The sequence below is a fragment of the Monashia sp. HAY1-11D genome (genome assembly GCF_056868035.1).
Map to the genome: position 1 here is coordinate 164,622 of NZ_CP200320.1, position 23,873 is coordinate 188,494.

Sequence of the window (23,873 nt, forward strand, 5' to 3'; positions counted from 1 at the left end):
CCCGCACCATCCACCCCAGCGGGCCCGCGACCCCGCTCCCGTCGCGCTGCGGTCGTCAGGCGGGCACGAGTCGGTACGGCTCCCCCTGGGCGGGGCGCCGGTCCGGCTCACCGGCCGCCGGCCACAGCGACATCGCCCGCTCGGCCTGGGCGGTGATCGTCAGGCTGGGGTTGACCCCGAGGTTGGCCGACACCGCGGCGCCGTCGACGACGTGCAGCCCGGGGTAGCCCCAGACCCGGTGGTACGGGTCGACGACACCGGTCCCGGGCGAGTCGGAGATGACCGCACCGCCGAGGAAGTGCGCCGTCATCGGGATGTCGAGGATCTCGCCGATCGACGAGCCGGGCCAGGCGCGCTCGCCCGTGCCCTGCTCGAGCCGCCGCGCCATGGCACGGACCGCCTCGTTGCCCTCGGGGATGTAGGTCGGGTTCGGCTCACCGTGCCCCTGCATCGAGGTGAGGTGCCAGCCGAACAGCCCCCGCCGACGGCGAACCGTGATCGAGTTGTCGCGCGACTGCATGACGAGCGCGATGACGGTGCGCTCGCTCCAGCGCCGGCTCGACAGCGAGCGGGCGAAGATCGTCGGGTGTCGCAGCGCCTGCCCGGCGAAGCGCACCCAGCGCGGCACGCGCCCGCCGCCGTCGACCTGCATGACGGCGAGCGCGCCCATGAGGTTGGAGCCCCTTCCATAGCGGACGTTCTCGACGTGCGTCGAGTCGGACACGTGGAAGCTCGACGTGATCGCGACACCCTTCGTCAGGTCGGCCCCGCGTGGCACCCGCTGCGTCATGGCCCCGCCGAGGGCTTCGGAGTTGGTCCGCGTCAGGTGCCCCAGCCGGTCCGACAGGTGCGGCAGCCCGTCGACCCGCATCGCCTGGAGCAGCTGGGCGGTCCCCCAGGCGCCCGCCGCGACGACGACCTGGCCCGCGGTCACGGTCCGGGCGCCCGAGCGCCGGGGGCCCCACGCGCCCGACCGCACGGTCGTCACGGCGTAGCCGGCCTCCGGGCGCGCGGCGTCCAGCGGCCGCAGCCGCGTGACCGTGCGCAGCGGCTCGACCGTGACCCCGCGCCGCTCGGCGAGGGCGAGGTAGTTCTTGACGAGGGTGTTCTTGGCGCCGACCCGGCAGCCGACCATGCAGTTGCCGCACTCGGTGCAGCCCGTGCGCTCGGGCCCCTCGCCGCCGAAGTACGGGTCGGGGACCCGCCGCCCGGGCTCACCGAAGAAGACGCCGACGGGCGTCTTGCGGAAGGTGTCGGCGACACCGAGGTCGGCGGCGACGTGACGCATGACCTGCTCGACCGGTCCCTCGCACGGGTTGACCGTGACCCCGAGCATCCGCTGGGCCGTCGCGTAGTGCGGGGCGAGCTCGGCCCGCCAGTCGGTGATGTGGGCCCACTGGGCGTCGCGGAAGAACGCCTCGGGTGGCACGTACAGGGTGTTGGCGTAGTTGAGCGACCCACCACCGACGCCGGCGCCGGCGAGGACGAGGCAGTCGGGCAGCCGGTGGATGCGCTGCACCCCGAAGCAGCCGAGCCGGGGCGCCCAGAGGTACCGGCGCACGTCCCAGCTGGTGCGTGCGAAGTCCTCGTCCTCGAAGCGCCGGCCCGCCTCGTACACGTGGACGCGGTAGCCCTTCTCCGCCAGGCGCAGGGCCGCCACGGAGCCGCCGAACCCCGAGCCGATGACGACGACGTCATGGTCCCACCGGCCGGCCCGGGTGTGCCGACGGGCGCGCCCAGCGGGCTCGCTCGGCTCGTCCGGTGCGTCCTGCGCCACGCCGTCGGGGCTCGCCTCGGTGCTCATGGCACCGACCCTAGCCAGCCGAGGGGTCGCAGGCTACCGACAGTAACCTGCCTCACGCGTCAGGCGCCGGGGACCCCCGCCAGCGCGCGGCGCAGCGCCTCGGACACCTCCGGGTAGAGGGTCATGGAGAACGAGGTCGTCATGTGGCCGTGGTCGAAGTACGTGATGAGGCCACCGAGGACCGCCGGGCACGTGCCGTCACGGCAGAGCAGGTCGGTGACCTCGAGACGGGTCACCGCGGGGCCCGATCGCTCCGCCGCTGCGTCGGCGAGCGGGTCGGGCTCGAGGCCGGTTCCGGGGCCGACCTTCTCCGTGGTCGCGCACCGGGCCACGTCGTCGGGGTAGCGGGCCACGCAGTCGGGCACGCTCGAGGCCGCACCCGGCGTGTCGCGGATGACGAGGACGCGCGCCCCGGCCCGGACGAAGGTGTCCATGACCCGGTTGTAGGCGGCCTTCGCGGTCTGCACCTTCTTCACTGCGGGCACCCCGGCGAGCGGCTGGAACGTGCGGTCCGACATCACGACGAGGTCGTAGCCGCCAGAGGAGATGCGGTCGCGGGCCCACTGGTTGTAAGCCATGCAGTTGTCCTCGAGAGCCTTCGTGCCGAAGGAGACCGGAATGTCGACGGAGTAGCACTCGGAGGCGATGTAGGTGTCGACCCGCCAGCCACGGTCCTTCGCCGTGCGCAGGATCGGCGGGAACCACTGGCCGGCGTGCGAGTTGCCGTAGAGCGCCACCCTGACCGTGGCGTTCTTCGGGCCGTAGCTGCACACCTTCCGACGCGTGAAGGGACGGTTGTTCCAGCAGTCGTCGGCGTACACCTGCGGCTTGTCGTCGGCGGCGCGGACCGGGTTGGTCAGCATCGCCACCTCACGCCCCGCGCAGGCGGCGTTGCGGTAGTAGTCGGCGCCGACGCAGGCGGCAGCGGTGTCGATCGGGCCGGCGGTCTGCGCCTCGGCCCGCGCGATGGCGACGTGGGCGGCTCCCGCCACGCCGAGGGAGGCCGCCAGGCAGACGGCGAGCAGGACGAACGAGCGCCTCGTGCTGCGGGCGATGCTCGGCGTGAACCGCATGAGGTCCTCGACCCAGCGCTTGGTCAGACCCGACAGGACGAGCACGAGGCCGAGCAGGAGCATCTTCTGCCACCAGCGGACGTTGTCGTCGTCGAGGACGAACGGGGCGATGACGATGGCCGGCCAGTGCCAGAGGTACACCGAGTAGGAGACGTCGCCGAGCCACTGGACCGGGCGCCGCGACCACAACGCGTACGGCCCGGGGCGCAGGTCGTCGGACCGGGCCGCGATGACGGCGGCGGTGCCGAGCGTCGGCAGGAGAGCCGCGACGCCGGGGAAAGGAGTGGCGCCGGTGAAGGTCCACGCCGACCAGCCGATGGCGACCAGGCCACCCCACAGCAGCACGGACCGGCCCAGCCTGCCGCGCAGCCGCAGCCCCGCGTGCACCGCCGCGGCGAGGGCGGCCCCGACGCCGAGCTCCCAGATGCGCGTCGTCGAGACGAAGTAGGCCTGGGCGGCGTCCTCCTGCGTGAACCAGGCGGAGAACGCGAGTGAGGCGCCGCTGACGACCGCGATGACGGCGAGCGGCGCGAAGCGGAAGGACCGGCCGAGGCGGCGGCAGACGAGGAACGCGAGGCCGATGAGGACCGGCCACATGATGTAGAACTGCTCCTCGACCGACAGCGACCAGTAGTGCTGGGTCGCCGAGTGCAGCTGGTCGGTGGCGAGGTAGTCGGTCGAGGTGAGGGCGAGGAACCAGTTCTCGACGTAGAGCGCCGAGGCGATGACCTCGTTGGCCACCCGCTCGTGGACCGTCTGCGGCAGCCACAGCAAGCTCGCGCCGAGCGTGACGACGAGCACGAGGGTGGCGGCCGGGATGAGCCGCCGCACCCGGCGGGCCCAGAAGGCGAAGAGGTCGGAGACCCGCCGGATCGGCCGTTCGAGCAGGTGCAGGGTGATGAGGAAGCCGGAGATGACGAAGAAGACGTCGACACCGATGTAGCCGCCCGTGAGCCGCTTGGGCCAGAAGTGGTAGAGGACGACGAGGGCGACCGCGATGGCGCGAAGCGCCTGGATGTCCTTGCGCGGGCCGGCCGGGACGGCGCGCTGCGGGGCGGAGGGGCCGGGCTGCTCGCGCGGGGTCGCCTCGGTGACCCCGCCGACGATCGCGGGGCTCGCTGCGTCGGGTGCTGCCAAGGACTGCTCCGTGCTCTCGGCCGGCTCGCGGCCGGTGCGTACGCGGGCGCGGCGGCGCGACGAGGCGCCGTCCGGGCCGGGATGGACCTCGACAACCTAACGCACCAACCTTGGGCCCACCCAACCGCGCGCCGTGGGCGCCTCGAAGCCGCCGCGGGGCGGCCGGTGCGCCCGAACGCGTCGTTAGGATGGGCGCCGCGCCGCCCTCGCCCGGGCGGTTCGCCCCCTCCCCACGGAAGGCCCCGACGTGCCCCAGGACGCGGCCCTCGACGGCACGGCCGACGACCCCACCGACGGCGCACCCGCCGCCTCGGACGCGGCCGGGGACGCGGCACCGGCCCCGCTGCTCACCGTCATCTCGAACGTCTTCGACGACGCGGAGCGCCTGCCGCGGGCGGTCGCCTCGGTGCTCGCGGCCTGGGACGGGCCGGGCATCGAGGTCCTCGTCGTCGACGACGGGTCCACCGACGGCACGGGCGAGGTCGCCGACCGCCTCGCGGCGTCCGACCGCCGGGTCCGGGTCGTGCACCGCGGGGAGAACGACGGGGCCCCCGGAGCCCCGCGCAACCTCGGCATCGCCGAGGCCCGCGGCACGTACGTCGCGTTCTGCGACAGCGACGACGAGTACCTGCCGGGCACGCTCCGCCGGCTCGTGGACCTCGCCGTGGCCCTCGACGCCGACGTCGCGGCCGGCGGGGTCGCGCGCTTCAACGAGCGCACCGGTCGCACGACGCCGCTGCCGGCCACGGCCTACGTGTCCGGCCCGGTCGAGCCGCTCGCGCCGGGATCACCGCTCTGGCACGACACCATCGCCGTGGCCAAGGTCGTCCGGCGGGCGTTCCTGGCCGAGGAGGGCATCCGCTTCCCCGAGCGGATCCTCTACGAGGACCAGCCCTTCACCGTCGCGCTCTGGGCCCGGGCCCGCCGGATCGCCACGATGCCGGAGACGGTGTACCTCTGGTACGTCAACAACGTCGCCGGCGAGGAGTCGATCACGGCCCGCCGCCACGAGATCGCCAACTTCCGCGACCGGATCACCGCCAACCGAGCCATCGACGGCTACCTCGAGGGCCGCCCGGACCTCACCGCGGCGAAGCTGGACAAGTTCGTCCGTCACGACCTCGCCCTCTACGGCAAGGACCTCGACGCCCGCGACGCGGCGTACCGCTCGGAGTTCGTCGCCGCCGCCCGCGGCTACCTCGCCGACGTGCCCGCCGACCTGCGGGCAGGGCTCGAGCAGCCCTACCGGCTCGCGGTCCGCGAGCTCGTCGACGGCACGCCCGAGGCTGCGGTGGCGGCCTGCCTCTTCGCCTACCGGCGCCAGCACCTCGACCGGCCCCTGGACTGCCGTGCGGACCGCTGGTGGTGGCCGTACCGGACGCCGGAGGACAGCGGTCCGGAGCACGACCTCACCGACGTCGTCCGCTCCCGGGCGGTCCGGGGCCGGCACTTGGTCACCGTCACGGCCCTCTCGGTCGGCGGCGCGGGTGCCCGGCTGACCGTCGAGGGCGTCGTCGTCGACGGCGCCCGCACCCTCGGTCCGACGGCGGCCCTGCGACTCGAGCTCGTCGACCGCGACTCGTCGGCCGTCGTCGCGGACTGTGCCGTCCGGGTCCACGACGGCCGGTTCTCCGGCGCGCTCGTCCTGCCCGACGGGCGGCCCGGCCGCCCGGTCCCGAAGGCCTTCGACGTCAAGGCGTCCTTCGCCCGCCGCGGCCTCGCCGCGCGGGCGCTCGCGGCCCTGCGGGTCGTGCGTGCCGGGGCCGCGCAACCCGTCGAGGTGCCGGCAGGCTCCGACCTGCCGACGCTCGACGTGCCCGGACGCGACGGGCCGTGGCACGCCTACCGGACGCGCAACGGCAACCTGGCCCTGAGGCCCCTCGTCGCGGGTGCGACGTTCGCGGACCCGTCGAGGCCCTCGGACTGAGAACGCACCGACGGACGGTTCAGGGCCTCGATGGCGGCGGTGACCCGCTCGCAGCACCGCCCGTCACGCATCGGGAACGTCGCCTCGATCCGCGCCTGGTACTCCGGCGTCGCCGCATACCCGTGCTCGGCGATCTGCACGACCGCGCGCACCGCGTCCTCGGCCTTGTCCACGACCGGCCCGAAACCGTCCCGCCGGTACTGAAAGTACCCCGCCCGCCCCACGTGCCCCCCGGCCATGACCCGCGCCTCGTCGAACTGGAAGTACACCACCGGCCGGTCCATGTACGCGGTATTGAACGCCATCGACGAGTAGTCCGTCACCAGCACCGCCGCCCGCGCGAAGTACTCCTGCACGTCGGCACCCTCGAACGACAGCGGCAGCACGTGCCCCGGCAGGTCCATCTTCGCCAGCACCGGCTGGATGTTCGGGTGCGGCAGGAACGCCACGCGCCGACCGGTCCGCTGCGCCAGCTCGGCCAGCTCGGGGCTGGTCAGGAACGCCGTCCACGCCTGCGCGTACTCGGTCTGGAAGAACCGCGCGTCGATGACCCGACGCTGGCTGCCCGGCTTCAGCGGCGGCACCAGCCAGTTGCGCCACGTCGGCGCCACGAGGATCAGGTCACAGCCCTCACCGGTGAACTGCTGCGCCTTCTCGTGCAGCCGGTCGAAACGCGGCAGCCCGGTCAGCACCGTCTCCTTGTCGGTGAACACGTACGGCGACCCCTCGCCCGCGATGGACTCGTACTCCCCCGGCGTCGACGTCACGAACACGTCGACCTGCTTCTCGTTGAGCCAACGCGACAGGTCGTCCTTGATGACGCCGTGCTGCAGGAACGTGAACTTCCACCTCGGGTGTGGAAGGTGCGCGACCACCGCCGGTGGGCGCTGGACGGGCACGTCGATGTGCGAGGAGACGAGGTGGGCGGCGTTGATCATGAGCAGCTTCCACCGCAGCGACCCGTGCGCGACCAGCCTGCTGCCGTACCCGTCGGCCCTGAGGCGCTTCCAGTCCGCCGTGTCCTTCTCCACGACGAACCAGGCGTTGATCTCCGGGCGGTGATCGCGCAGGTACCGGAACAGGATCTCGCCCGAGTCGTTCGCGTCGTGGATCCGGTCCATGAGCACCCACGCGTCCGCGAAGACCTTGCGCACCTGCGGCCGCGCCGCCAGGAGCCGCACCGGGTCGACCTTGAGCCGGCGAGCCGCCTCGCGCTTGCTCGGACGCCTGCCCTGCTGCGCCTTGCGGAACCGGTCGGCGAGCGCCTTGGCTCCCAGCGCGCGGACGTGGACACCCTCCCACTCCTCGGCGAGGTCGAGCCGCACGCCGTCGACCAGGAAGCTCGATGGTGCCGCCGGCCGGGACCCAGAGCACCCGCTCCCACATCACGGTCGCGCCGAAGAAGTCCATCCGGCGGGTCTTCGCGTGCAACGGAGCCGTCGGCACGCCCTGGAAGCGGAACTGCTCCGACGGCGCCTCACCGACGTACCGGTACCGCAGCCGCACGACCCTGGTGGCGCGGTCGAACCGGTCCGTCACGGCGTACGGGGTGTGCCAGGAGGTGTCCGCGAGGCCGTGCAGGAGGATGTCGCGCCAGTGCGGCTGCAGCTTGCGGATGCCGAAGGAGTCGACGACGTCGGGAGTGAGCAGGTCGGCGATCTCGCGCAGGGTGTGGCGGAACTCGGCGCCGAGCTCGCCGTCGATGGCCGACGCCGAGCTGGCCATGGCGTCCTCGGACGAGAAGTACCAGGACAGGTCGTAGAGGATGGTGTTCTGCAGCCACATGGGGACGGCGCCCCACTGCTCCCTGGCGTCGACGAGCAACGCGAGGTAGCCCTCGCGTGGTACGACGCCGTAGCGGCCCGTGGCCGAGATCCCGGTCTGCAGCGTCGAGGACTGGTCGGCGCGTTTGCGGTAGACGTACCTCGCCGACGCGAGGAAGCCGGTGCGACGCGTCGGAGCCGCCATGAGGTAGCGGGCCGCGAAGTCGCCGTCCTCGAAGTTCGGACGCAGCCGGTGGTTGAACCGGAGGTCCCCCACGAGGTCGCGCCGCAGGACCGAGGACGTGGCGCTGTTCGGGATGTAGGAGGTGGCGGTGTCGAGGTCGACGAGCGTGTCGCCCGCCGCGAACATCTTGGCCCGCGGATGCTTGGCGAGGGTGCCCGTGGACTCCAGGTGCAGCACCATGTTCGCCGAGACGAAGCACACCTCGGGGTGGCGCCCGACGAACGCGGCGACCGCGGAGAAGAAACCCGCGTCGAGGGTGTCGTCCGGGTCGGTGAAGGTGACCCAGTCGCCGGTGGCACGCTCGAGGCCCGCGTTGCGTGCCGCGGCCTGCCCGCCGTTCTCCTGGGTCAGCACGACGACCTCGAACGGGGCGCGCCCAGCCCACGCGCGGAGGACTCCGAGACTGTCGTCGGTCGAGCCGTCGTCGACCGCGACGACCTGCAGGCGCGACGGGTCGTAGTCCTGCTTCTCGAGCGACTCGAAGAACTCGGGCAGGTAGCGGGCGACGTCGTAGACGGCCGAGACGACCGAGAAGGTCGGTCCGGGGGATCCATCGACCCCTGCCGGTCGCTCCGCTCCCGTTGCCCTCGCTGCGACCACGTCCCGTCCCTTTCGACCATGAGGCGAGCCACCACCGGAGACGGTCCCGCAGGCAGGTGCGGGGCGCGCGTCCCGAGCCGCGGCCGTACCCGCCACATGGTAGACCGGGCCCCCGTGGCCGCCCGGAGGAACGGCCCCGGGCGCGCCGGGCGCAGGACCGGGTCGAACGGGCGGAGCGCCGGATGCGGACCGCGTGACGCGTAGCGCGGGTGCGGCCCGGCGGGTGTGGTCAGCCCGCCGGGCTCAGCTCCGCTGCGTCCGCGACCACGGCCCCCTTGGGCTCGGCCGTGACGCCGTCGAGGGCCTCGATGGCGGCGGTGACCCGCTCGCAGCACCGCCCGTCACGCATCGGGAACGTCGCCTCGATCCGCGCCTGGTACTCCGGCGTCGCCGCATACCCGTGCTCGGCGATCTGCACGACCGCGCGCACCGCGTCCTCGGCCTTGTCCACGACCGGCCCGAAACCGTCCCGCCGGTACTGGAAGTACCCCGCCCGCCCCACGTGCCCCCCGGCCATGACCCGCGCCTCGTCGAACTGGAAGTACACCACCGGCCGGTCCATGTACGCGGTGTTGAACGCCATCGACGAGTAGTCCGTCACCAGCACCGCCGCCCGCGCGAAGTACTCCTGCACGTCGGCACCCTCGAACGACAGCGGCAGCACGTGCCCCGGCAGGTCCATCTTGGCCAGCACCGGCTGGATGTTCGGGTGCGGCAGGAACGCCACGCGCCGACCGGTCCGCTGCGCCAGCTCGGCCAGCTCGGGGCTGGTCAGGAACGCCGTCCACGCCTGCGCGTACTCGGTCTGGAAGAACCGCGCGTCGATGACCCGACGCTGGCTGCCCGGCTTCAGCGGCGGCACCAGCCAGTTGCGCCACGTCGGCGCCACGAGGATCAGGTCACAGCCCTCACCGGTGAACTGCTGCGCCTTCTCGTGCAGCCGGTCGAAACGCGGCAGCCCGGTCAGCACCGTCTCCTTGTCGGTGAACACGTACGGCGACCCCTCGCCCGCGATGGACTCGTACTCCCCCGGCGTCGACGTCACGAACACGTCGATGCGCTTGGGGTTGAGCCAACGCGACAGGTCGTCCTTGATGACGCCGTGCTGCAGGAACGTGAAGCGCCAGCGCGGCATCGGCACGTGCCGCATGACGGCCGGCGGCTCCTGCACCGGCTTGTCGATGTGCGAGGAGACGAGGTGGGCGGCGTTGATCATGAGCAGCTTCCACCGCAGCGACCCGTGCGCGACCAGCCTGCTGCCGTACCCGTCGGCCCTGAGGCGCTTCCAGTCCGCCGTGTCCTTCTCCACGACGAACCAGGCGTTGATCTCCGGACGGTGATCGCGCAGGTACCGGAACAGGATCTCGCCCGAGTCGTTCGCGTCGTGGATCCGGTCCATGAGCACCCACGCGTCCCCGAAGACCTTGCGCACCTGCGGCCGCGCCGCCAGGAGCCGCACCGGGTCGACCTTGAGCTGCGCGAGCACCTCCTTGCGCCGCTTGGGCACGGGACGGAAGCGACGGGCGATGGCCTTGGCGCCGAGGGCGCGCGTTCGCTGCCCCGGCCAGTCGCCGTACAGCTCGACACGCTTCCCGTCGAGACGGACCTCGAGGGTGCCGCGGGCGTCGACCCAGAGCACCCGCTCCCACATGAGCGTGTCGCCGAAGAACTCGATGGCGCGCAGCTTGGCGTGGCGCGGGGTCGCGACGGACCCGCGCGTGTAGACCTCTTCGGTCGGCGGCTCGCCGACGTAGCGGTACCGGACGCGCACCTGGCGCTTGACCCGGTCGTACCGGTCGGTGACGACGTACGGGGTGTGCCACGGCTCGGTGCCGAGGCCGTGCAGGAGGATGTCGCGCCAGTGCGGCTGCAGCTTGCGGATGTCGAAGGAGTCGACGACGTCGGCGTCGAGGAGCTGGGCGATCCGCGCAAGGACCTCGCGGAACGACGCCGCGAGCTCACCCTCGATGGCAGCGGCCGACGCGCCCATGGCGTCCTCGGCCGAGAAGTACCACGACAGCTCGTAGAGGACGACGTGCTGGACCCACATCGGGGCGCGGCCGAACTGCTCGGTGGCCTCGCGCAGCAGCGCCAGGTACCCGTCCCGCGGGACGGTGGCATACCGGCCGAGCGCAGAGATGCCCGTCTGCAGCGTCGAGGACTGGTCCGCCCGCTTGCGGTAGAAGTACTTCGCCGAGGCGAGGAAGCCGGTGCGCCGGTTCGGCGCGCGCAGCAGGTAGCGGACCGCGAAGTCGCCGTCCTCGAAGTTCGGACGCAGTCCCGGGTTGAACCGCAGGTCGCCGATGACGTCGCGACGCATCGCCGACGTGGTCGAGCTGCCCGGGATGAACGAGGTGGCCACGTCGAGGTCGACGAGCAGGTTGCTGCCGTACATCCGCCAGCGTGGGTGCTTGCGCTCCTCGCCCGTGGCCTCCATCCGCAGGACGACGTTGCTGGACAGGAACTGGACGTCAGGGTGCTGCGTGGCGAAGGTCGCCATCGAGGACAGGTACGCCGGGTTGACGGTGTCGTCCGGGTCGGTGAACGTCACCCACTCGCCCGTCGCCACCTCGAGGCCGGCGTTGCGCGCCGCGGCCTGGCCGGCGTTCTCCTGGGTCAGCACGACGACCTCGAACGACACCCGTTCGGCCCAGGCGCGGGCCACCTCGAGGCTGTCGTCGGTGGACCCGTCGTCGACGAGGACGACCTGCAGGCGGGACAGGTCGAAGGTCTGCGCCTCGATCGAGGCGAAGAACTCCGGCAGGTACCGCGACACGTCGTACACCGCGGTGACGATGCTGAACAGTGGCCTACCCGGCGCACCCGAGGTGGGGGACGTGGTGGAGCTCGGCGTCGTCTCGGGGGTGGGGTCGGTCATGGGTCAACGGGCCTTCCCGCGCAGGAGGGCATCCTGCGCTGCTGTCGTCGTCGGCGGAGGGTGCGGCAGGCAGGACCGCACGAACGCGTTCCTGGCCACCCCCTGGCGGAACGCGATCGACCGATCCTAACCACCGATGCGTCTGACGCCCACCCGGCACCCATGCCGTACCCATCGCACACCCATCAAAGGGGCGTATGCGCGCGGACGACGACGCGCACCGCCGCGGGCGGGTGCCGCAGCCGTGACGCGGTCAGCCGGCTGCGGTGCATCGGGACCGAGGACGTCGGGACCCGGGACGTCGGGATGTCGGTCAGTTGCCGAGGTACGGCGAGACGACGACCTCGACGCGCTGGAACTCCTTGACGTCGGAGTAGCCGGTGGTGGCCATGGCGCGCCGCAGGGCACCGACGATGTTCGTCGTCCCGTCGGCCCGGCGGCCCGGACCGAAGAGGATCTCCTCGAGGGAGGCCTGCCTGCCGAGCTCGATGCGCTCCCCGCGCGGCAGCTCGGCGTGGTGGGCCTCGGGTCCCCAGTGGTAGCCACCACCCGGGGCGTCGGTGGCGCGGGCGAGGGCCGCGCCGAGCATGACGGCGTCCGCGCCGCACGCGATCGCCTTGACGATGTCACCGGAGGTCCCGACGCCGCCGTCGGCGATGACGTGGACGTACCGGCCACCGGACTCGTCGAGGTAGTCGCGGCGGGCGGCCGCGACGTCGGCGACGGCCGAGGCCATCGGTGCGTGGATGCCCAGGGCCGTGCGGGTCGTGTGCGCCGCGCCGCCGCCGAAACCGACGAGGACGCCGGCCGCGCCGGTGCGCATGAGGTGCAGGGCCGCGGTGTACGACGCGGCCCCGCCGACGATGACCGGCACGTCGAGCTCGTAGATGAAGCGCTTGAGGTTGAGCGGCTCGGCGCGCCCCGACACGTGCTCCGCGGACACCGTCGTGCCGCGGATGACGAACAGGTCGACGCCGGCGTCGACGACGGTCTTCCAGTGCTGCTGCGTGCGCTGCGGCGACAGGGCCCCCGCGACGGTGACACCGGCCTCGCGCAGCTGGCGCAACCGCTCGGTGATGAGCTCGGGCTTGATCGGCTCGGCGTACATCTCCTGCATCCGGCTCGTCGCCGCCTCCGGCTCGATCGCCGCGATCTCGCGCAGCTGGGCCGTCGGGTCCTCGTAGCGGGTCCACAGCCCCTCGAGGTCGAGGACCGGCAGGGCGCCGAGCTTGCCGAGCGCGATGGCCGTCTCGGGCGAGACGACCGAGTCCATCGGCGCGGCCATGACCGGGATGTCGAAGTGGTAGGCGTCGATCTGCCAGGCGACCGAGACCTCCTCGGGGTCACGGGTGCGCCGCGAGGGCACGACCGCGATGTCGTCGAAGGAGTACGCGCGGCGTCCGCGCTTGCCTCGGCCAATCTCGATCTCGGTCACCGGCCGATCCTACCGACCCCGCACGGCCCTCCCGGACGCCCGTTCGCGGGCGCGAGGCAGGGTCCGAGGTGGCTGCGGACCGTCAGCCGCTCGTCGAGTAGTTCGGCGCCTCGACGATGCCCTGGATGTCGTGGGGGTGGCTCTCCTTGAGCGAGGCGGAGGTGATGCGCACGAAGCGACCCTTGTCCTGCAGCTCGGGGACGGTGCGCGCGCCGACGTAGAACATCGACTGGCGCAGGCCGCCGACCATCTGGTGCGCGACGGCCGACAGCGGCCCGCGGTAGGCGACGCGTCCCTCGATGCCCTCGGGCACGATCTTGTCGTCGGACTCGACCTCGGCCTGGAAGTAGCGGTCCTTGGAGAAGGACTTCTTGCCGCGGCTGCTCATCGCGCCGAGCGACCCCATGCCCCGGTAGCTCTTGAACTGCTTGCCGTTGACGAAGATCAGCTCGCCCGGGCTCTCCTCGCAGCCGGCGAGGAGCGACCCGATCATGACCGAGTCGGCGCCGGCGACGATGGCCTTGGCGATGTCGCCGGAGAACTGGAGGCCGCCGTCGGCGATGACGGGCACGCCCGCGGGCTTGCAGGCCTGGGCGGCGGCGTGCACGGCGGTGACCTGCGGCGCGCCGACACCGGTGACGATGCGGGTCGTGCAGATCGAGCCGGGGCCGACACCCACCTTGACGGCGTCGGCTCCGGCGTCGACGAACGCCTGGGCCCCGTCGGTGGTGGCGACGTTGCCGCCGATGACCTGGACGTGGCGCGTGGCCGGGTCGGACTTGAGCCGCTCGACCATCTCGAGGAGCATCCGCACGTGGCCGTGCGCGGTGTCGGCGACGAGGACGTCCACGCCGGCCTCGATGAGCGTCGTCGCGCGCTCCCACGCGTCACCGAAGTAGCCGATGGCCGCGCCGACCATGAGCCGGCCGGCGTCGTCCTTGCTGGCGTCGGGGAACTGCTCGCTCTTGACGAAGTCCTTGACGGTGATGAGGCCGGCGAGGTGGCCCTCGGCGTCGACGATCGGCAGCCGCTCGCGCTTGTGCTGGCGCAGCAGGGCCGTGGCGTCGTCGCGGCTGATGCCCTCGTGGCCGGTGATGAGCGGCATCGGGGTCATGACGTCCCGCACCCGCGTGGTGGCCCACTCGGCGACGGGCGTGAAGCGCAGGTCGCGGTTGGTGACCATGCCGATGAGCTTCTTGTCGCCGTCGACGACGGGCAGGCCCGAGATGCGGTACTCGCCGCAGATCTGGTCGAGCTCCTCGAGGGTGCGGTCCGGGCCGATGGTGACCGGGTTGGCGATCATGCCGGTCTGGGTCCGCTTGACGAGGTCGACCTGGTAGGCCTGGTCCTGGATCGAGAGGTTGCGGTGCAGGACGCCGATGCCGCCCTGGCGTGCCATGGCGATGGCCATCCGCGACTCGGTGACGGTGTCCATCGCGGCGGAGATGAGGGGCGTGCGGATGGACAGCTCGCGCGTCAGGCGGGTCGTCGTGTCGATGTCGGTGGGGGCGAGGTCGCTGTACCCCGGCAGCAGGAGCACGTCGTCGTAGGTCAGGCCCATCTGGGCGAACGGGGCCGGCACATCAGACGATCCGAGACTCATTGGCCAAGTCTAAAGGCTGCGACAGGCCCCTCCGGACGCCCTCCCGGCCGTCTCCCGGCCGTCTCCCGGTCGCCCTCCTGTACGCCCTCCCGGACACCTCGCCTGACGCGATGACGGGTTCCACCCCCACCCCGAGCGGGGGGCGCGCCGGCGGTCAGAGAGCCGGCGCCGCGGGGGCCGCGTCGGCTCCGAGCAGGTCGCGGAGCGCGGTCACCGTCTCGTCGACGAGGGCCAGCGCCTCGCCGGCGCCGGCCACCGCTGCGGCCGAGGCGTCCGTGCCGGACCCGGAGCCCGTGCCGCGACCGGTCGGGCTCGGGCGGCCGGTGAGGGGCGTGGCCGGCGGGACGGGCGCCGTCGGCACGGCCGAGGGTCGCGCCGCACCACCGGTGCCGCCTGCGCTCGTCCCGCTCGCTCCGCTCGTTCCGCTCGGTGCCGGGCCGCTCAGCGGCTGGGCCAGCGGGGACGGCGGGGTCGATGACGTCGCGGGGGTGGGCGTCCCCGTGGCGCCGCCCTTGGGCCCCGGCTTGCCCTTGGGGGCCTTCGTGGTCTTCGTGGCCTTCGTGGCCTCGCCGGTCGAGGTCTGGGCCGGGTCCTGGCTCTCGTCCTCGGCGGTGTCGCCCTGGCCGTCCGGGGCACCCGGCTGGCCGACGCCGGCGCCGCTCGTACCACCGGCACCGGCGCCGCCCTGGGCGCCGCCCGCGGCATCGGCGCGGACCGCGTCACCCGGGTTGCCGGTGCGGCGCGAGGCCGCACCGGGAGCGCCCGGGACCCCGGCTGCCTCGATCGCCGCGGCCTGAGCGGGCGGGAGCAGGACGATGGCACCGTCCGCCCGCCGGACCAGGACGAGGTTGCGGGCCGCGGTCGTGCCGGCCGTTTGCGGCAGACCGAGCCTCGAGAACAGGCCGCTCGGCGCGGAGCTGCGCGCGCTGTCCTCCATCTCCTGCAGGACCCGGACGTGGTCGGCGTGGCTCGGGCCGCGGTCCGGCAGCGAGACCGCTGCCGCGACACCCGCGCCGGACGCGGCGATGGCGAGCGCGGCGAAGGCGCCGAGGTAGCGGTGCCGGGTGCGTCGGCCTCGGTGCGCCGTGCGCCCGGGCAGCGCGGTGTCGGCGTGCGCCGCGAGGGCACCGAGCAGGACGGCCAGGGGCTCGCCGGGGTCGGCACCGCGCGCGCCGATGCGGTCGAGGAGCAGGTCGTCGGCGACGAGGTCGTCGATGGGGTACAGGTCGGTCATGCCACGTCACCCGCCTCGGCCTCGGCGACGAGGGTGCGCAGCTTGCCGAGCGCCCGGTGCTGGGCGACGCGGACGGCGCCGGCGGACATCCCCAGGGCGGCCGCGGTCTCGTCCGCCGAGAGCCCGACAGCGACCCGGAGGATGAGGATCTCGCGCTGCTGGGCCGGCAGCCGCTGCATGAGCTCCATCGCGACAGCGGCCTGGTCGCGCATCACGGCGACCGACTCGGGCGTCGGCGCCTCGTCGGGGCCGTCCGGCACCTCCGGCACCGGCGCCGGACCGCGCATCGCGGCACGCTGGGCGTCGGCCAGCTTGCGCGAGGTGATCGTGTAGACGAACGCCTCGAACGGCAGGCCGCGCTCCTCGTAGGTCGGCAGGGCCGTCATGACAGCCATGCACACCTCCTGGGCGACGTCCTGCGCGGTGTCCTCGGCACCGAACCGGCCGAGGCGGACACGGGCGTACTTCAGGGCCAGCTCCCGCACCCGGGCCAGCAGCAGCTCGTGGGCGCGGGGATCGCGGCCGGAGAGCGCCGCGAGGTCACGGAGGGGCCGTGCGTCCACCCGGTCCATCGCGTCGACGCCGCTCGGTGTTACGCGCGCCGACGGGGAGCGTCCCGGACCCATTGCACCTCGTTCCCCCGATGGTCGTGTGTCGTGGCCGCGAGGCCGTCGTCGTGCCCGTCCGCGCTCCTGCAGAGCGCCCTCATGGTAGTGGGTCGGACCGCGCCCGGGACGCTCGAGAGGCCGTCGCCCCGGGGGCCGCGGAGGTCCCCCGACGAGCATGCCATCTGGTTGGCAAGTCTTGAACAAGTCTTGAAGATTCTGCTCTTTAACCGTGGTCGCGGGCCCGGTTAGCGTCGATGGCGCGGCCCTGCATGGGGAAACCTCCGGCCGCCCGTTGGACCCGGCGGCCCCACCCGCCCGACCCGAAAGACGAGTTCATGGCTGAGATCACCCGCCTGCCGGGACCGGTTGCCGACCTCTGGGACTGGCAGCTCGACGGAGCGTGCCGCGGGGTCAGCCCCGACGTGTTCTTCCACCCCGAGGGCGAACGCGGTCCGCGCCGGCGCAACCGCGACGCCGAGGCCAAGGCCGTCTGCGCGGGCTGCCCCGTCGTGGAGGCCTGCCGCTCGCACGCCCTCGAGGTGCGCGAGCCCTACGGGGTCTGGGGCGGGCTGACCGAGGGTGAGCGCGAGCTGCTCTACGACACGGTGCAGGCGGCGTCCTGACGCACCGCCCCACGACAGGCGGCGTGCCGGGGCCGGCAGGACCACCGGACACACAGAACCACCGGACCTACCGGAACGCGGAGAGGGCCGCTCCCCCAGGGGAGCGGCCCTCTCTCTGTGCGTGTGAGGTCAGTGACCGTGGCCGTGGCCGTGGCCGCCGACGCCCTCCGGCTCCTCCTCGGGCTTCTCGACGACGAGCGTGTCGGTCGTCAGGATCATCGAGGCGATCGACGCGGCGTTGCGCAGCGCGGAACGCGTCACCTTGACCGGGTCGATGACGCCGGCGCCGATGAGGTCGCCGTACTCGCCGGTCGCGGCGTTGAGGCCCTGACCGATCGCCATCTCGGCCACCTTGGAGGTGACGACGTAGCCCTGCAGGCCGGCGTTCTCGGCGATCCAGCGCAGCGGCTCCTGGACCGCCTTCTTGACGATCGCGGCACCGGTGGCCTCGTCGCCGGACAGGCCGAGCCCGTCGATGACGGTCGAGGCGTGGATGAGGGCGGTGCCGCCACCGGCGACGATGCCCTCCTCGATCGCGGCACGCGTCGCGGAGATCGCGTCCTCGATGCGGTGCTTCTTCTCCTTGAGCTCGACCTCGGTGTGCGCGCCGACCTTGATGACGCAGACGCCACCGGCGAGCTTGGCGAGGCGCTCCTGGAGCTTCTCGCGGTCCCAGTCGGAGTCGGTGCGCTCGATCTCGGCCTTGATCTGGTTGACGCGGCCGACGACCTCGGACTCCTCGCCCGCACCGTCGATGATGGTCGTGTCGTCCTTGGTGATGACGACGCGGCGGGCCTGGCCGAGGACGGTCAGGTCGGCCTGGTCGAGCGAGAGCCCGACCTCGGGGGCGATGACCTGGCCGCCGGTGAGCACGGCGATGTCCTGGAGCATCGCCTTGCGGCGGTCGCCGAAGCCGGGGGCCTTGACGGCGGCGACGTTGAACGTGCCGCGGATCTTGTTGACGACGAGCGTCGAGAGGGCTTCGCCCTCGACGTCCTCGGCGATGATGAGCAGCGGCTTGCCGGACTGCACGACCTTCTCGAGGACCGGCAGGACCTCGGCGACCGCGGAGATCTTGCCCTGGTTGATGAGGACGTAGGCGTCCTCGAGGACGGTCTCCATGCGCTCGGCGTCGGTGACGAAGTACGCCGAGAGGTAGCCCTTGTCGAACTGCATGCCCTCGGTGAACTCGAGCTCGGTGGCGGTCGTCGAGGACTCCTCGACGGTGATGACGCCGTCCTTGCCGACCTTGTCGAAGGCCTCGCCGATGAGGCCGCCGAGGGTGGCGTCCTGGGCCGAGAGGGTCGCGACGGAGGCGATCTCGTCCTTGCCGTCGACGTCGCGGGCGTGCTTGAGCAGCTCGTCGTTGACGGCGCTGACGGCCTTGTCCATACCGCGCTTCAGGGCGGCCGGTGCGGCACCGGCGGTGACGTTGCGCAGGCCCTCCTTGACCATGGCCTGGGCGAGGACGGTCGCCGTCGTCGTGCCGTCACCGGCGATGTCGTTGGTCTTGGTCGCGACCTCCTTGGCGAGCTGCGCGCCGAGGTTCTCGTACGCGTCCTCGAGCTCGACCTCGCGGGCGATCGTCACACCGTCGTTGGTGATGGTGGGAGCGCCCCACTTCTTGTCGATGACGACGTTGCGGCCCTTGGGGCCGAGCGTCACCTTGACGGCGTTGGCGAGCGCGTCGACGCCGCGCTCGAGGGACTTACGGGCGGAGTCGTCGAACTCCAGCATCTTGGCCATGGTGTTCCTTCTGGCTCGGGTGTTGCGGTGGCGTTGGTGGGGCCGGGAACCGGACGCACCCCGGGAGTCCCCGGTCGGGGCTCACCGGGGTGCGGTCACGGCTGAGGGTGTCGGGTCAGCCGACGACGGCGAGCACGTCGCGCGCGGAGAGGATGAGGTACTCCTCGCCGCCGTACTTGACCTCGGTGCCGCCGTACTTGCTGTAGATGACCTTGTCGCCGACCTTGACGTCGAGCGGGACGCGCTCGGTGCCGTTGTCGTTGAAGCGGCCGGGGCCGACGGCGAGGACCTCGCCCTCCTGCGGCTTCTCCTTGGCGGTGTCGGGGATGACGAGGCCGGACGCGGTGGTCTGCTCGGCCTCGAGGGACTTGACGACGATGCGGTCCTCGAGCGGCTTGATGGAAACCGACACGGTGGTGACCTTCCCTTCGGGACAGTCGGAGTTGACTTGCGGACTGTGGGCTCTTCGAGGCTGGCCGCCGTCGCGGGGGTCGACCTCCCTCGAGGAGGGCGTTGGCACTTTCAGGCCGAGAGTGCCAGCACGAGCAAATCTAGGTTTGCCGTTAGCACTCGGTCAAGTCGAGTGCCAGAACTCGGGTGTCGTGTCCTCGGCTGGCAGGATGGCGGCATGGACCCGGCGATGGTCGACCGCCTCGCGACCGGCCAGGGTTGGGCCCTGCTCCGGTCGCTGCCGCCGTACGACGAGGCCTCCGCCCTGCACCTGCAGACCCGCCTCCGCGAGGCCGGTTACGACGCCGACCTCGTCGCCGCGGCGCTCAACCAGTCACGGCTGCGGGCCCGGGGCACGGAGAAGTTCGGCGACTTCGCGGCGGGGATGCTCTTCACCGCCGACGGGCTGGAGCAGTCCACCCGCCTCGGCGTCGCGGCCCGGCACGCCCACCGGTACGTCGCGGCGGGCCTCGAGGAGGTCTGGGACCTCGGGTGCGGGCTGGGCGCCGACGCGATGGCGTTCGCCAGCCTGGACCTGCGGGTCCGCGGGGTCGAGGCCGACGAGACCACCGCGCGGATCGCCGCGGTCAACCTCCGCCACTGGCCCGCCGCGCGCGTCGAGGTCGGCCGCGCGGAGGACGTCGCCCTGCTCGGCTCCCCCGGCGGTAGGCCCACGGTGGCCGACGCGTCGCGGGTCGGCGTGTGGCTCGACCCAGCCCGACGCGTCACCGGAGTGGCGGACGTCCGCGGCCGGACGCGTCGGGTCTTCTCCCTCGATGCCATCTCGCCCTCGTGGCAGCAGGTGCTCGCCGTGGCCGAGGCGGTCCCGGCCACGGGTGCGAAGCTGTCGCCGGGGTTCCCGCACGGGGCCCTGCCCGTCGGGGCCGAGGCCCAGTGGACCTCCTGGCACGGCGAAGTTCTCGAGTGCGCCGTGTGGTGGGGGCCGCTCGTCCAGCACCCGGGCCGGACCGCGTCGGTGAGCAGCACGACGTCGACCCACGTCGTCACCGAGGCCGACGCGGCGGCCGGGGCGGGCGTCGAGCCCGTCGCCTCGGTATCGCGCGTGGGAGCCTGGCTCTACGAGCCCGACCGGGCGGTCATCCGCGCCGACCTGACCGGTGCGCTCGTCGCCGCGACCGACGGGCGGGAGCTCGCGACGGGCGTCGGCTACGTCGGTGCCGACCATGCGGTCGACGTGCCGTGGGCCCGCCGCTTCCGGGTCGACGCCGCGATGCCGCTGTCGACCAAGCACCTCGCACGGTGGCTGCGCGACCAGGGGTTCGACCGGGTCACCATCAAGAAGCGCGGCGTCACCCTCGACGCGGACCGGCTGCGTCGGCAGCTGAAGATGACGGGGCGCGGCAAGGGCGGCTCCGAGGCGACGCTCGTCGTGACCCGGGTGGCCGGCGGCCAGGTCGCGCTCGTCGTCACCCCCGCCTGACGGCCCCGATCCCACGGGCGTCCACGCCCGGTTCGTCCGTGCCTCTGGCGCCTCCTCGTCGGTGGTCTGCCACGGACCAGGAGACCTGACGCCGACGAGGCGCCGGAGTGCGTACGAAGAGAAGACGTCCACGCGCGGCCGGAGGCGTGTCGTTGCAGATCGCGCGGGCGCCGTCCGATGCGACCGGGGAGGGAGCGCAGGGCCGAGCTCGGCGGTCGACGGACCCGTCGGCGTCAGGTGCCTGCCCGGTACCGGGCGTGAAGGGCGGTCCAGGTGGCGTCCCACTCGGGCAGGTCCTCGCCCGAGAGGTCGGCCGCGAGGCGCCGCACGTAGGTGTCCCAGCCGGCGGCGTACCCCGCGACGCGGGCGGCGTCGAGGCGGGCGTGGCGCAGCACGAGGCGCGCGCCGTCCCCGTCCGGCGTCACCGCGACCGTGACGAGGGTGGCGACCTCGCCGACCGGCCACTCCCAGACCAGGCGCGTCGGGGCCTCGCACGAGACGACGCGGCAGTGCGGGGTGTCGGCGTCGTCGAAGTGGATCGTGAAGAAGCCGCCCTCGCGCGGGTCGCCGCTGACCGGGGCGAACCACCGGGCCAGGCGGGCGGGGTCGGTGCACGCCTGCCACAGGTCGGCGGGCGTCGTCGCGTAGTGCCGGTCGAACACCACGGTCACGGTGTCGCCCGCCTGCTCGATGCGGCCCAGCACGCGGGTCAGCTCGGTCATCACGTCTCCTTCGTCGCTGCCCGCTGCCCGCGGGCCACCTCGGTGTCGAGGGCGTCGAGCCGCTGCCCCCAGAACGCGCGGACGTCGCGGCACCACTGCTCGACCTCGTCGAGCGCACCGGGCACGAGCCGGTAGACGCGCCGCTGGCCGTCCGGCCGCGCCTCGACGACGCCTGCCTCGCGCAGCACCCGCAGGTGCCGTGAGACGCCGGGCCGAGCGACGTCGAACAGCGCCGCCACCTCACCGGCCGTCAGCTCGGCCCGCGCGAGGTTCTCGACGATGGTCCGACGCGTCGGGTCGGTCAGCGCCTCCCACGTCCGGTTCACCCGATGAGCGTAACACTCCGGTTACGTAACCGGAAGGGTACGAAGCGGTCAGAGCGCCCCGTCCGGCTGGGCCCCCGACCACCGCACCGCGTCGGCGCCGGCCCGGTTGGCCGCCTCGAGCGCCGAACGGTCGTCCGCCCCGGCCGCGAGCGCCGCGGCGAGGGCGCCGCAGAACGCGTCGCCCGCCCCGACGGTGTCGACCACCTCCCCGGCCGGCACGGTCAGGCCGTCGACCTGCTCGAGCCCCCACCGGGCTCCCGCCGCGCCGAAGGTGACGAGCAGCGAGCCGGGCACGAGGTCGGAGTCGGCGAGCTGGCGCATCTCCGACTCGTTGACGACGACGGGGTCGCCGACGGCGACCGCATCGGGCAGCACCGGGGCGTACGGGGCGAGGTTGAGCACGACCCGGGCCCCCGCCCGGTGCGCTGCGAGCGCAGCCCGGGCGACGAGGTCGAGAGGTACCTCGAGCGAGCAGAGCAGCACGTCGCCCGGGACCAGCCGCACCGCCTCGAGCGCCGCGTCCGCCACCCGTTCGTTGGCGCCCGGCACGACGACGATCGTGTTCTCGCCGGCCTCGTCGACGGTGATGTACGCGGTGCCGGTCGGCGCGTCGGGCACCCGGGTCACGGCCGGCTCGACACCGGCCGCGGACAGGCGCGCCACGTAGGCCTCGCCGGCCTCGTCGGCCCCGACCGCGCCGACCATGACGACTCGGGCACCCGCCCGTCTGGCCGCCAGGGCCTGGTTGCCGCCCTTGCCCCCGGCGAACCGACCCGCGGCCTCGCCGAGCAGCGTCTCGCCGGGCAGCGGGTGGCGCTCGACGCGGGTCACGACGTCGGCGTTGAGCGACCCGAGGACGACCACGCGGCCCGTCACGGCTGCTCCACCTGCTCGGCTGCGAGGAGCGTCTCGACCCAGAGGCGCGCGTAGCGCTCGCCGTCGACCCCGAGCGCCACGTCGACGCGGACGGGTGCCTCGCCGTGGGGGTCGTGCGCGCGGGCATCCTCCCACTCACGGCGGTCGACGATGGTGCGGCCCCGCGACCAGGTCCCGGCGAGCTCGACCCGCATCGGGAGCGTGCGGGTGCGCAGGGCGCCGCGGTCGATGACGGCGCAGACGGCCCCGGCGTCGCCGATCGTCGAGGCGTCACCGAGCCGGACGCGCTGGTGCTCCATGAGCCGGCCGCCGAGCTCGGCAGGGCCCCGGCCACCCACGGCGACGAGCCGGGCCGAGTCCGCACGGCCCACGACGGGCGCGTAGAACACGTCGAGGCCGTACATGGTGACGCGGATGCCGAGCTCGGCGGCGGCGTCGAGGACGATCGCGGCGGCCTCCGGGTCGTGGAAGACGTTGAACTCGGCCGAGGCCGTCGCGTTGCCGACGTCGGCCGCGCCGCCCATGAAGACGATCTCGGCGATGCCGCTCACGACGTCGGGGTAGGTGCGCAGCAGCAGCGCGATGTTCGTCAGGGGTGCCAGCGGCACGAGTGTCACCGGACGTCCCTGCGCCGCAGCGTCCCGGCACACGTCGCGCAGCAGCTCGACGCCGTGCCGCGGGTCGGGCCGTGTCGTCGGGGCCGGCCAGCCGAGGTCGGCCATCCCGTCCTCACCGTGCACGTGTCGCGCGTGCAGGGCCGGCTCGAGCAGCGGCCGGTCGGCACCCCTGGCCACCGGCACGTCGGTCCGCCCCGCGGTCTGCAGGACCAGCAGCGTGTTGCGCACGACGTCGTCGACCGGTGCGTTCCCGCCGACGCACGAGACCGCCCGCAGCTCGAGGGCGGGGTGCAGCGCGGCCAGCAGCAGGGCGCAGGCGTCGTCGACGCCCGTGTCGACGTCGAGCACGACCGGCACGGGTGGGATGGGGCTGGTGGTCACGTCGGCACCGTACCGTCCGCGCCGGCGCCACCCGGCGTCGGCGAGTGGGCGCACACCACGCGGGTCCGGTGGGACGTCGGCGTTAGGGTCGGGTGGTGAACGAGCGCGCGCCCCGACGTCCCCGCCGCGGCCGACCCCGTGGAGGCGGCCGGGCACGGCTCGGCGCCCTCGTGGCGGTGACCGCGGTGGGCCTCCTCGCGGCGTGCTCGTCGACCCCCGGGCCGACCGCCACCTCCTCCCCGGCCGGCACGACGCCGCCAGGGACGACCGCCGGCGCGTCGACGCAGCCACCCACGTCCACCGCTCCGGCCACCTCACCGGCCACGACGTCCCCCACGACTCCCGCCACCCCGACGCCGACCCGGTCCTGCGCCGAGCGCATCGT

General features: G+C 73.2%; 18 protein-coding genes and 1 pseudogene. 4 read left to right on the top strand and 15 right to left on the bottom strand.

What is annotated here, in order from left to right:
* Nucleotides 1–55 precede the first annotated feature (55 nt).
* Together AC1VM9_RS00700 and AC1VM9_RS00705 are read right to left on the bottom strand one after the other, a co-directional pair.
* Nucleotides 56–1,804 (bottom strand): GMC oxidoreductase, encoded by a 1,749-nt coding sequence (locus AC1VM9_RS00700; RefSeq protein ID WP_481345248.1) that lies wholly within the window; start codon nucleotides 1,802–1,804, stop codon nucleotides 56–58.
* Nucleotides 1,805–1,863: 59 nt separating this feature from the next.
* The gene (locus AC1VM9_RS00705) at nucleotides 1,864–4,014 is read right to left on the bottom strand and encodes an acyltransferase family protein (protein WP_481345249.1); all 2,151 of its coding nucleotides are present in this window, start codon (nucleotides 4,012–4,014) and stop codon (nucleotides 1,864–1,866) included.
* Between the two features lie 247 nt (nucleotides 4,015–4,261).
* On the opposite strand from AC1VM9_RS00705, the gene AC1VM9_RS00710 reads away from it, so the two are divergent.
* A complete protein-coding gene (locus AC1VM9_RS00710) occupies nucleotides 4,262–5,941 on the top strand; it encodes a glycosyltransferase family 2 protein (protein WP_481345250.1) in 1,680 nt (559 codons plus the stop codon).
* Here the strand turns inward: AC1VM9_RS00710 and AC1VM9_RS00715 are convergent.
* On the bottom strand, nucleotides 5,857–7,266 hold the full coding sequence (locus tag AC1VM9_RS00715) for a CDP-glycerol glycerophosphotransferase family protein (RefSeq protein WP_483120590.1): 1,410 nt from the start codon (nucleotides 7,264–7,266) through the stop codon (nucleotides 5,857–5,859). The genes AC1VM9_RS00710 and AC1VM9_RS00715 overlap by 85 nt on opposite strands.
* A 20-nt stretch (nucleotides 7,267–7,286) precedes the next feature.
* Between AC1VM9_RS00715 and AC1VM9_RS00720 the strand changes: the two genes are divergently transcribed.
* On the top strand, nucleotides 7,287–7,703 hold the full coding sequence (locus tag AC1VM9_RS00720; RefSeq protein WP_483120591.1) for a hypothetical protein: 417 nt from the start codon (nucleotides 7,287–7,289) through the stop codon (nucleotides 7,701–7,703).
* A gap of 209 nt (nucleotides 7,704–7,912) precedes the next feature.
* On the opposite strand, the pseudogene AC1VM9_RS00725 reads toward AC1VM9_RS00720, so the two are convergent.
* The 6 genes and pseudogenes from AC1VM9_RS00725 to AC1VM9_RS00750 form a co-directional block, all read right to left on the bottom strand.
* Nucleotides 7,913–8,644, bottom strand: a pseudogene (locus AC1VM9_RS00725) (glycosyltransferase family 2 protein); the annotation flags it as partial.
* Between the two features lie 133 nt (nucleotides 8,645–8,777).
* Nucleotides 8,778–11,426: a bifunctional glycosyltransferase/CDP-glycerol:glycerophosphate glycerophosphotransferase gene (locus AC1VM9_RS00730; RefSeq protein ID WP_483120593.1), complete on the bottom strand. Its 2,649-nt coding sequence runs from the start codon at nucleotides 11,424–11,426 to the stop codon at nucleotides 8,778–8,780.
* Between the two features lie 313 nt (nucleotides 11,427–11,739).
* Entirely contained in the window at nucleotides 11,740–12,861 is a 1,122-nt protein-coding gene (locus tag AC1VM9_RS00735; protein ID WP_481341791.1) for a GuaB3 family IMP dehydrogenase-related protein, read from the bottom strand.
* 82 nt (nucleotides 12,862–12,943) lie between these two features.
* The gene (guaB, locus tag AC1VM9_RS00740) at nucleotides 12,944–14,464 is read right to left on the bottom strand and encodes an IMP dehydrogenase (RefSeq protein WP_481341790.1); all 1,521 of its coding nucleotides are present in this window, start codon (nucleotides 14,462–14,464) and stop codon (nucleotides 12,944–12,946) included.
* A 154-nt stretch (nucleotides 14,465–14,618) separates the two neighbouring features.
* Nucleotides 14,619–15,698 carry a hypothetical protein gene (locus AC1VM9_RS00745; protein ID WP_483120596.1) on the bottom strand — a complete coding sequence of 360 codons (1,080 nt, stop codon included), beginning with the start codon at nucleotides 15,696–15,698 and terminating at the stop codon, nucleotides 14,619–14,621.
* On the bottom strand, nucleotides 15,695–16,270 hold the full coding sequence (locus tag AC1VM9_RS00750; RefSeq protein ID WP_483123943.1) for a sigma-70 family RNA polymerase sigma factor: 576 nt from the start codon (nucleotides 16,268–16,270) through the stop codon (nucleotides 15,695–15,697). Before AC1VM9_RS00750 ends, AC1VM9_RS00745 begins: the two co-directional genes overlap by 4 nt.
* A gap of 371 nt (nucleotides 16,271–16,641) precedes the next feature.
* Here AC1VM9_RS00750 and AC1VM9_RS00755 point away from each other — a divergent pair, with 371 nt between their 5' ends.
* A complete protein-coding gene (locus tag AC1VM9_RS00755) occupies nucleotides 16,642–16,929 on the top strand; it encodes a WhiB family transcriptional regulator (RefSeq protein ID WP_481346704.1) in 288 nt (95 codons plus the stop codon).
* A 129-nt stretch (nucleotides 16,930–17,058) separates the two neighbouring features.
* Here AC1VM9_RS00755 and groL read toward each other — a convergent pair whose 3' ends face one another.
* Both groL and groES read right to left on the bottom strand, forming a co-directional pair.
* Complete coding sequence (gene groL / locus AC1VM9_RS00760; RefSeq protein WP_481341786.1) at nucleotides 17,059–18,675, bottom strand: chaperonin GroEL; 1,617 nt, start codon at nucleotides 18,673–18,675, stop codon at nucleotides 17,059–17,061.
* Between the two features lie 115 nt (nucleotides 18,676–18,790).
* Nucleotides 18,791–19,087, bottom strand: coding sequence for a co-chaperone GroES (gene groES, locus AC1VM9_RS00765; protein WP_481341785.1), 297 nt, complete (start codon nucleotides 19,085–19,087; stop codon nucleotides 18,791–18,793).
* Between the two features lie 216 nt (nucleotides 19,088–19,303).
* Here groES and AC1VM9_RS00770 point away from each other — a divergent pair, with 216 nt between their 5' ends.
* The gene (locus AC1VM9_RS00770) at nucleotides 19,304–20,566 is read left to right on the top strand and encodes a THUMP-like domain-containing protein (protein WP_483120598.1); all 1,263 of its coding nucleotides are present in this window, start codon (nucleotides 19,304–19,306) and stop codon (nucleotides 20,564–20,566) included.
* Between the two features lie 233 nt (nucleotides 20,567–20,799).
* Here AC1VM9_RS00770 and AC1VM9_RS00775 read toward each other — a convergent pair whose 3' ends face one another.
* Genes AC1VM9_RS00775 through AC1VM9_RS00790 form a run of 4 tightly spaced genes read right to left on the bottom strand, consistent with a single transcriptional unit; the run spans nucleotide 20,800 to nucleotide 23,488 of the window.
* Nucleotides 20,800–21,288 carry an SRPBCC family protein gene (locus AC1VM9_RS00775; protein ID WP_483120600.1) on the bottom strand — a complete coding sequence of 163 codons (489 nt, stop codon included), beginning with the start codon at nucleotides 21,286–21,288 and terminating at the stop codon, nucleotides 20,800–20,802.
* The gene (locus tag AC1VM9_RS00780) at nucleotides 21,288–21,614 is read right to left on the bottom strand and encodes an ArsR/SmtB family transcription factor (RefSeq protein ID WP_481341782.1); all 327 of its coding nucleotides are present in this window, start codon (nucleotides 21,612–21,614) and stop codon (nucleotides 21,288–21,290) included. Before AC1VM9_RS00780 ends, AC1VM9_RS00775 begins: the two co-directional genes overlap by 1 nt.
* A 48-nt stretch (nucleotides 21,615–21,662) precedes the next feature.
* Nucleotides 21,663–22,490, bottom strand: coding sequence for a PfkB family carbohydrate kinase (locus tag AC1VM9_RS00785; protein WP_483120603.1), 828 nt, complete (start codon nucleotides 22,488–22,490; stop codon nucleotides 21,663–21,665).
* Entirely contained in the window at nucleotides 22,487–23,488 is a 1,002-nt protein-coding gene (locus AC1VM9_RS00790; protein ID WP_481341780.1) for a nucleoside hydrolase, read from the bottom strand. The genes AC1VM9_RS00785 and AC1VM9_RS00790 overlap by 4 nt, the downstream gene beginning before the upstream one ends.
* Nucleotides 23,489–23,873: the final 385 nt, after the last annotated feature.

Coding starts and splice junctions, on each gene's coding strand:
- AC1VM9_RS00700 (WP_481345248.1), bottom strand. CDS start 1,804: ATGAGCACCGAGGCGAGCCCCGACGGCGTGGCGCAGGACGCACCGGAC.
- AC1VM9_RS00720 (WP_483120591.1), top strand. CDS start 7,287: ATGGTGCCGCCGGCCGGGACCCAGAGCACCCGCTCCCACATCACGGTC.
- AC1VM9_RS00730 (WP_483120593.1), bottom strand. CDS start 11,426: ATGACCGACCCCACCCCCGAGACGACGCCGAGCTCCACCACGTCCCCC.
- guaB (WP_481341790.1), bottom strand. CDS start 14,464: ATGAGTCTCGGATCGTCTGATGTGCCGGCCCCGTTCGCCCAGATGGGC.
- AC1VM9_RS00745 (WP_483120596.1), bottom strand. CDS start 15,698: ATGACCGACCTGTACCCCATCGACGACCTCGTCGCCGACGACCTGCTC.
- AC1VM9_RS00750 (WP_483123943.1), bottom strand. CDS start 16,270: ATGGACCGGGTGGACGCACGGCCCCTCCGTGACCTCGCGGCGCTCTCC.
- AC1VM9_RS00755 (WP_481346704.1), top strand. CDS start 16,642: ATGGCTGAGATCACCCGCCTGCCGGGACCGGTTGCCGACCTCTGGGAC.
- groL (WP_481341786.1), bottom strand. CDS start 18,675: ATGGCCAAGATGCTGGAGTTCGACGACTCCGCCCGTAAGTCCCTCGAG.
- AC1VM9_RS00770 (WP_483120598.1), top strand. CDS start 19,304: ATGGACCCGGCGATGGTCGACCGCCTCGCGACCGGCCAGGGTTGGGCC.
- AC1VM9_RS00775 (WP_483120600.1), bottom strand. CDS start 21,288: ATGACCGAGCTGACCCGCGTGCTGGGCCGCATCGAGCAGGCGGGCGAC.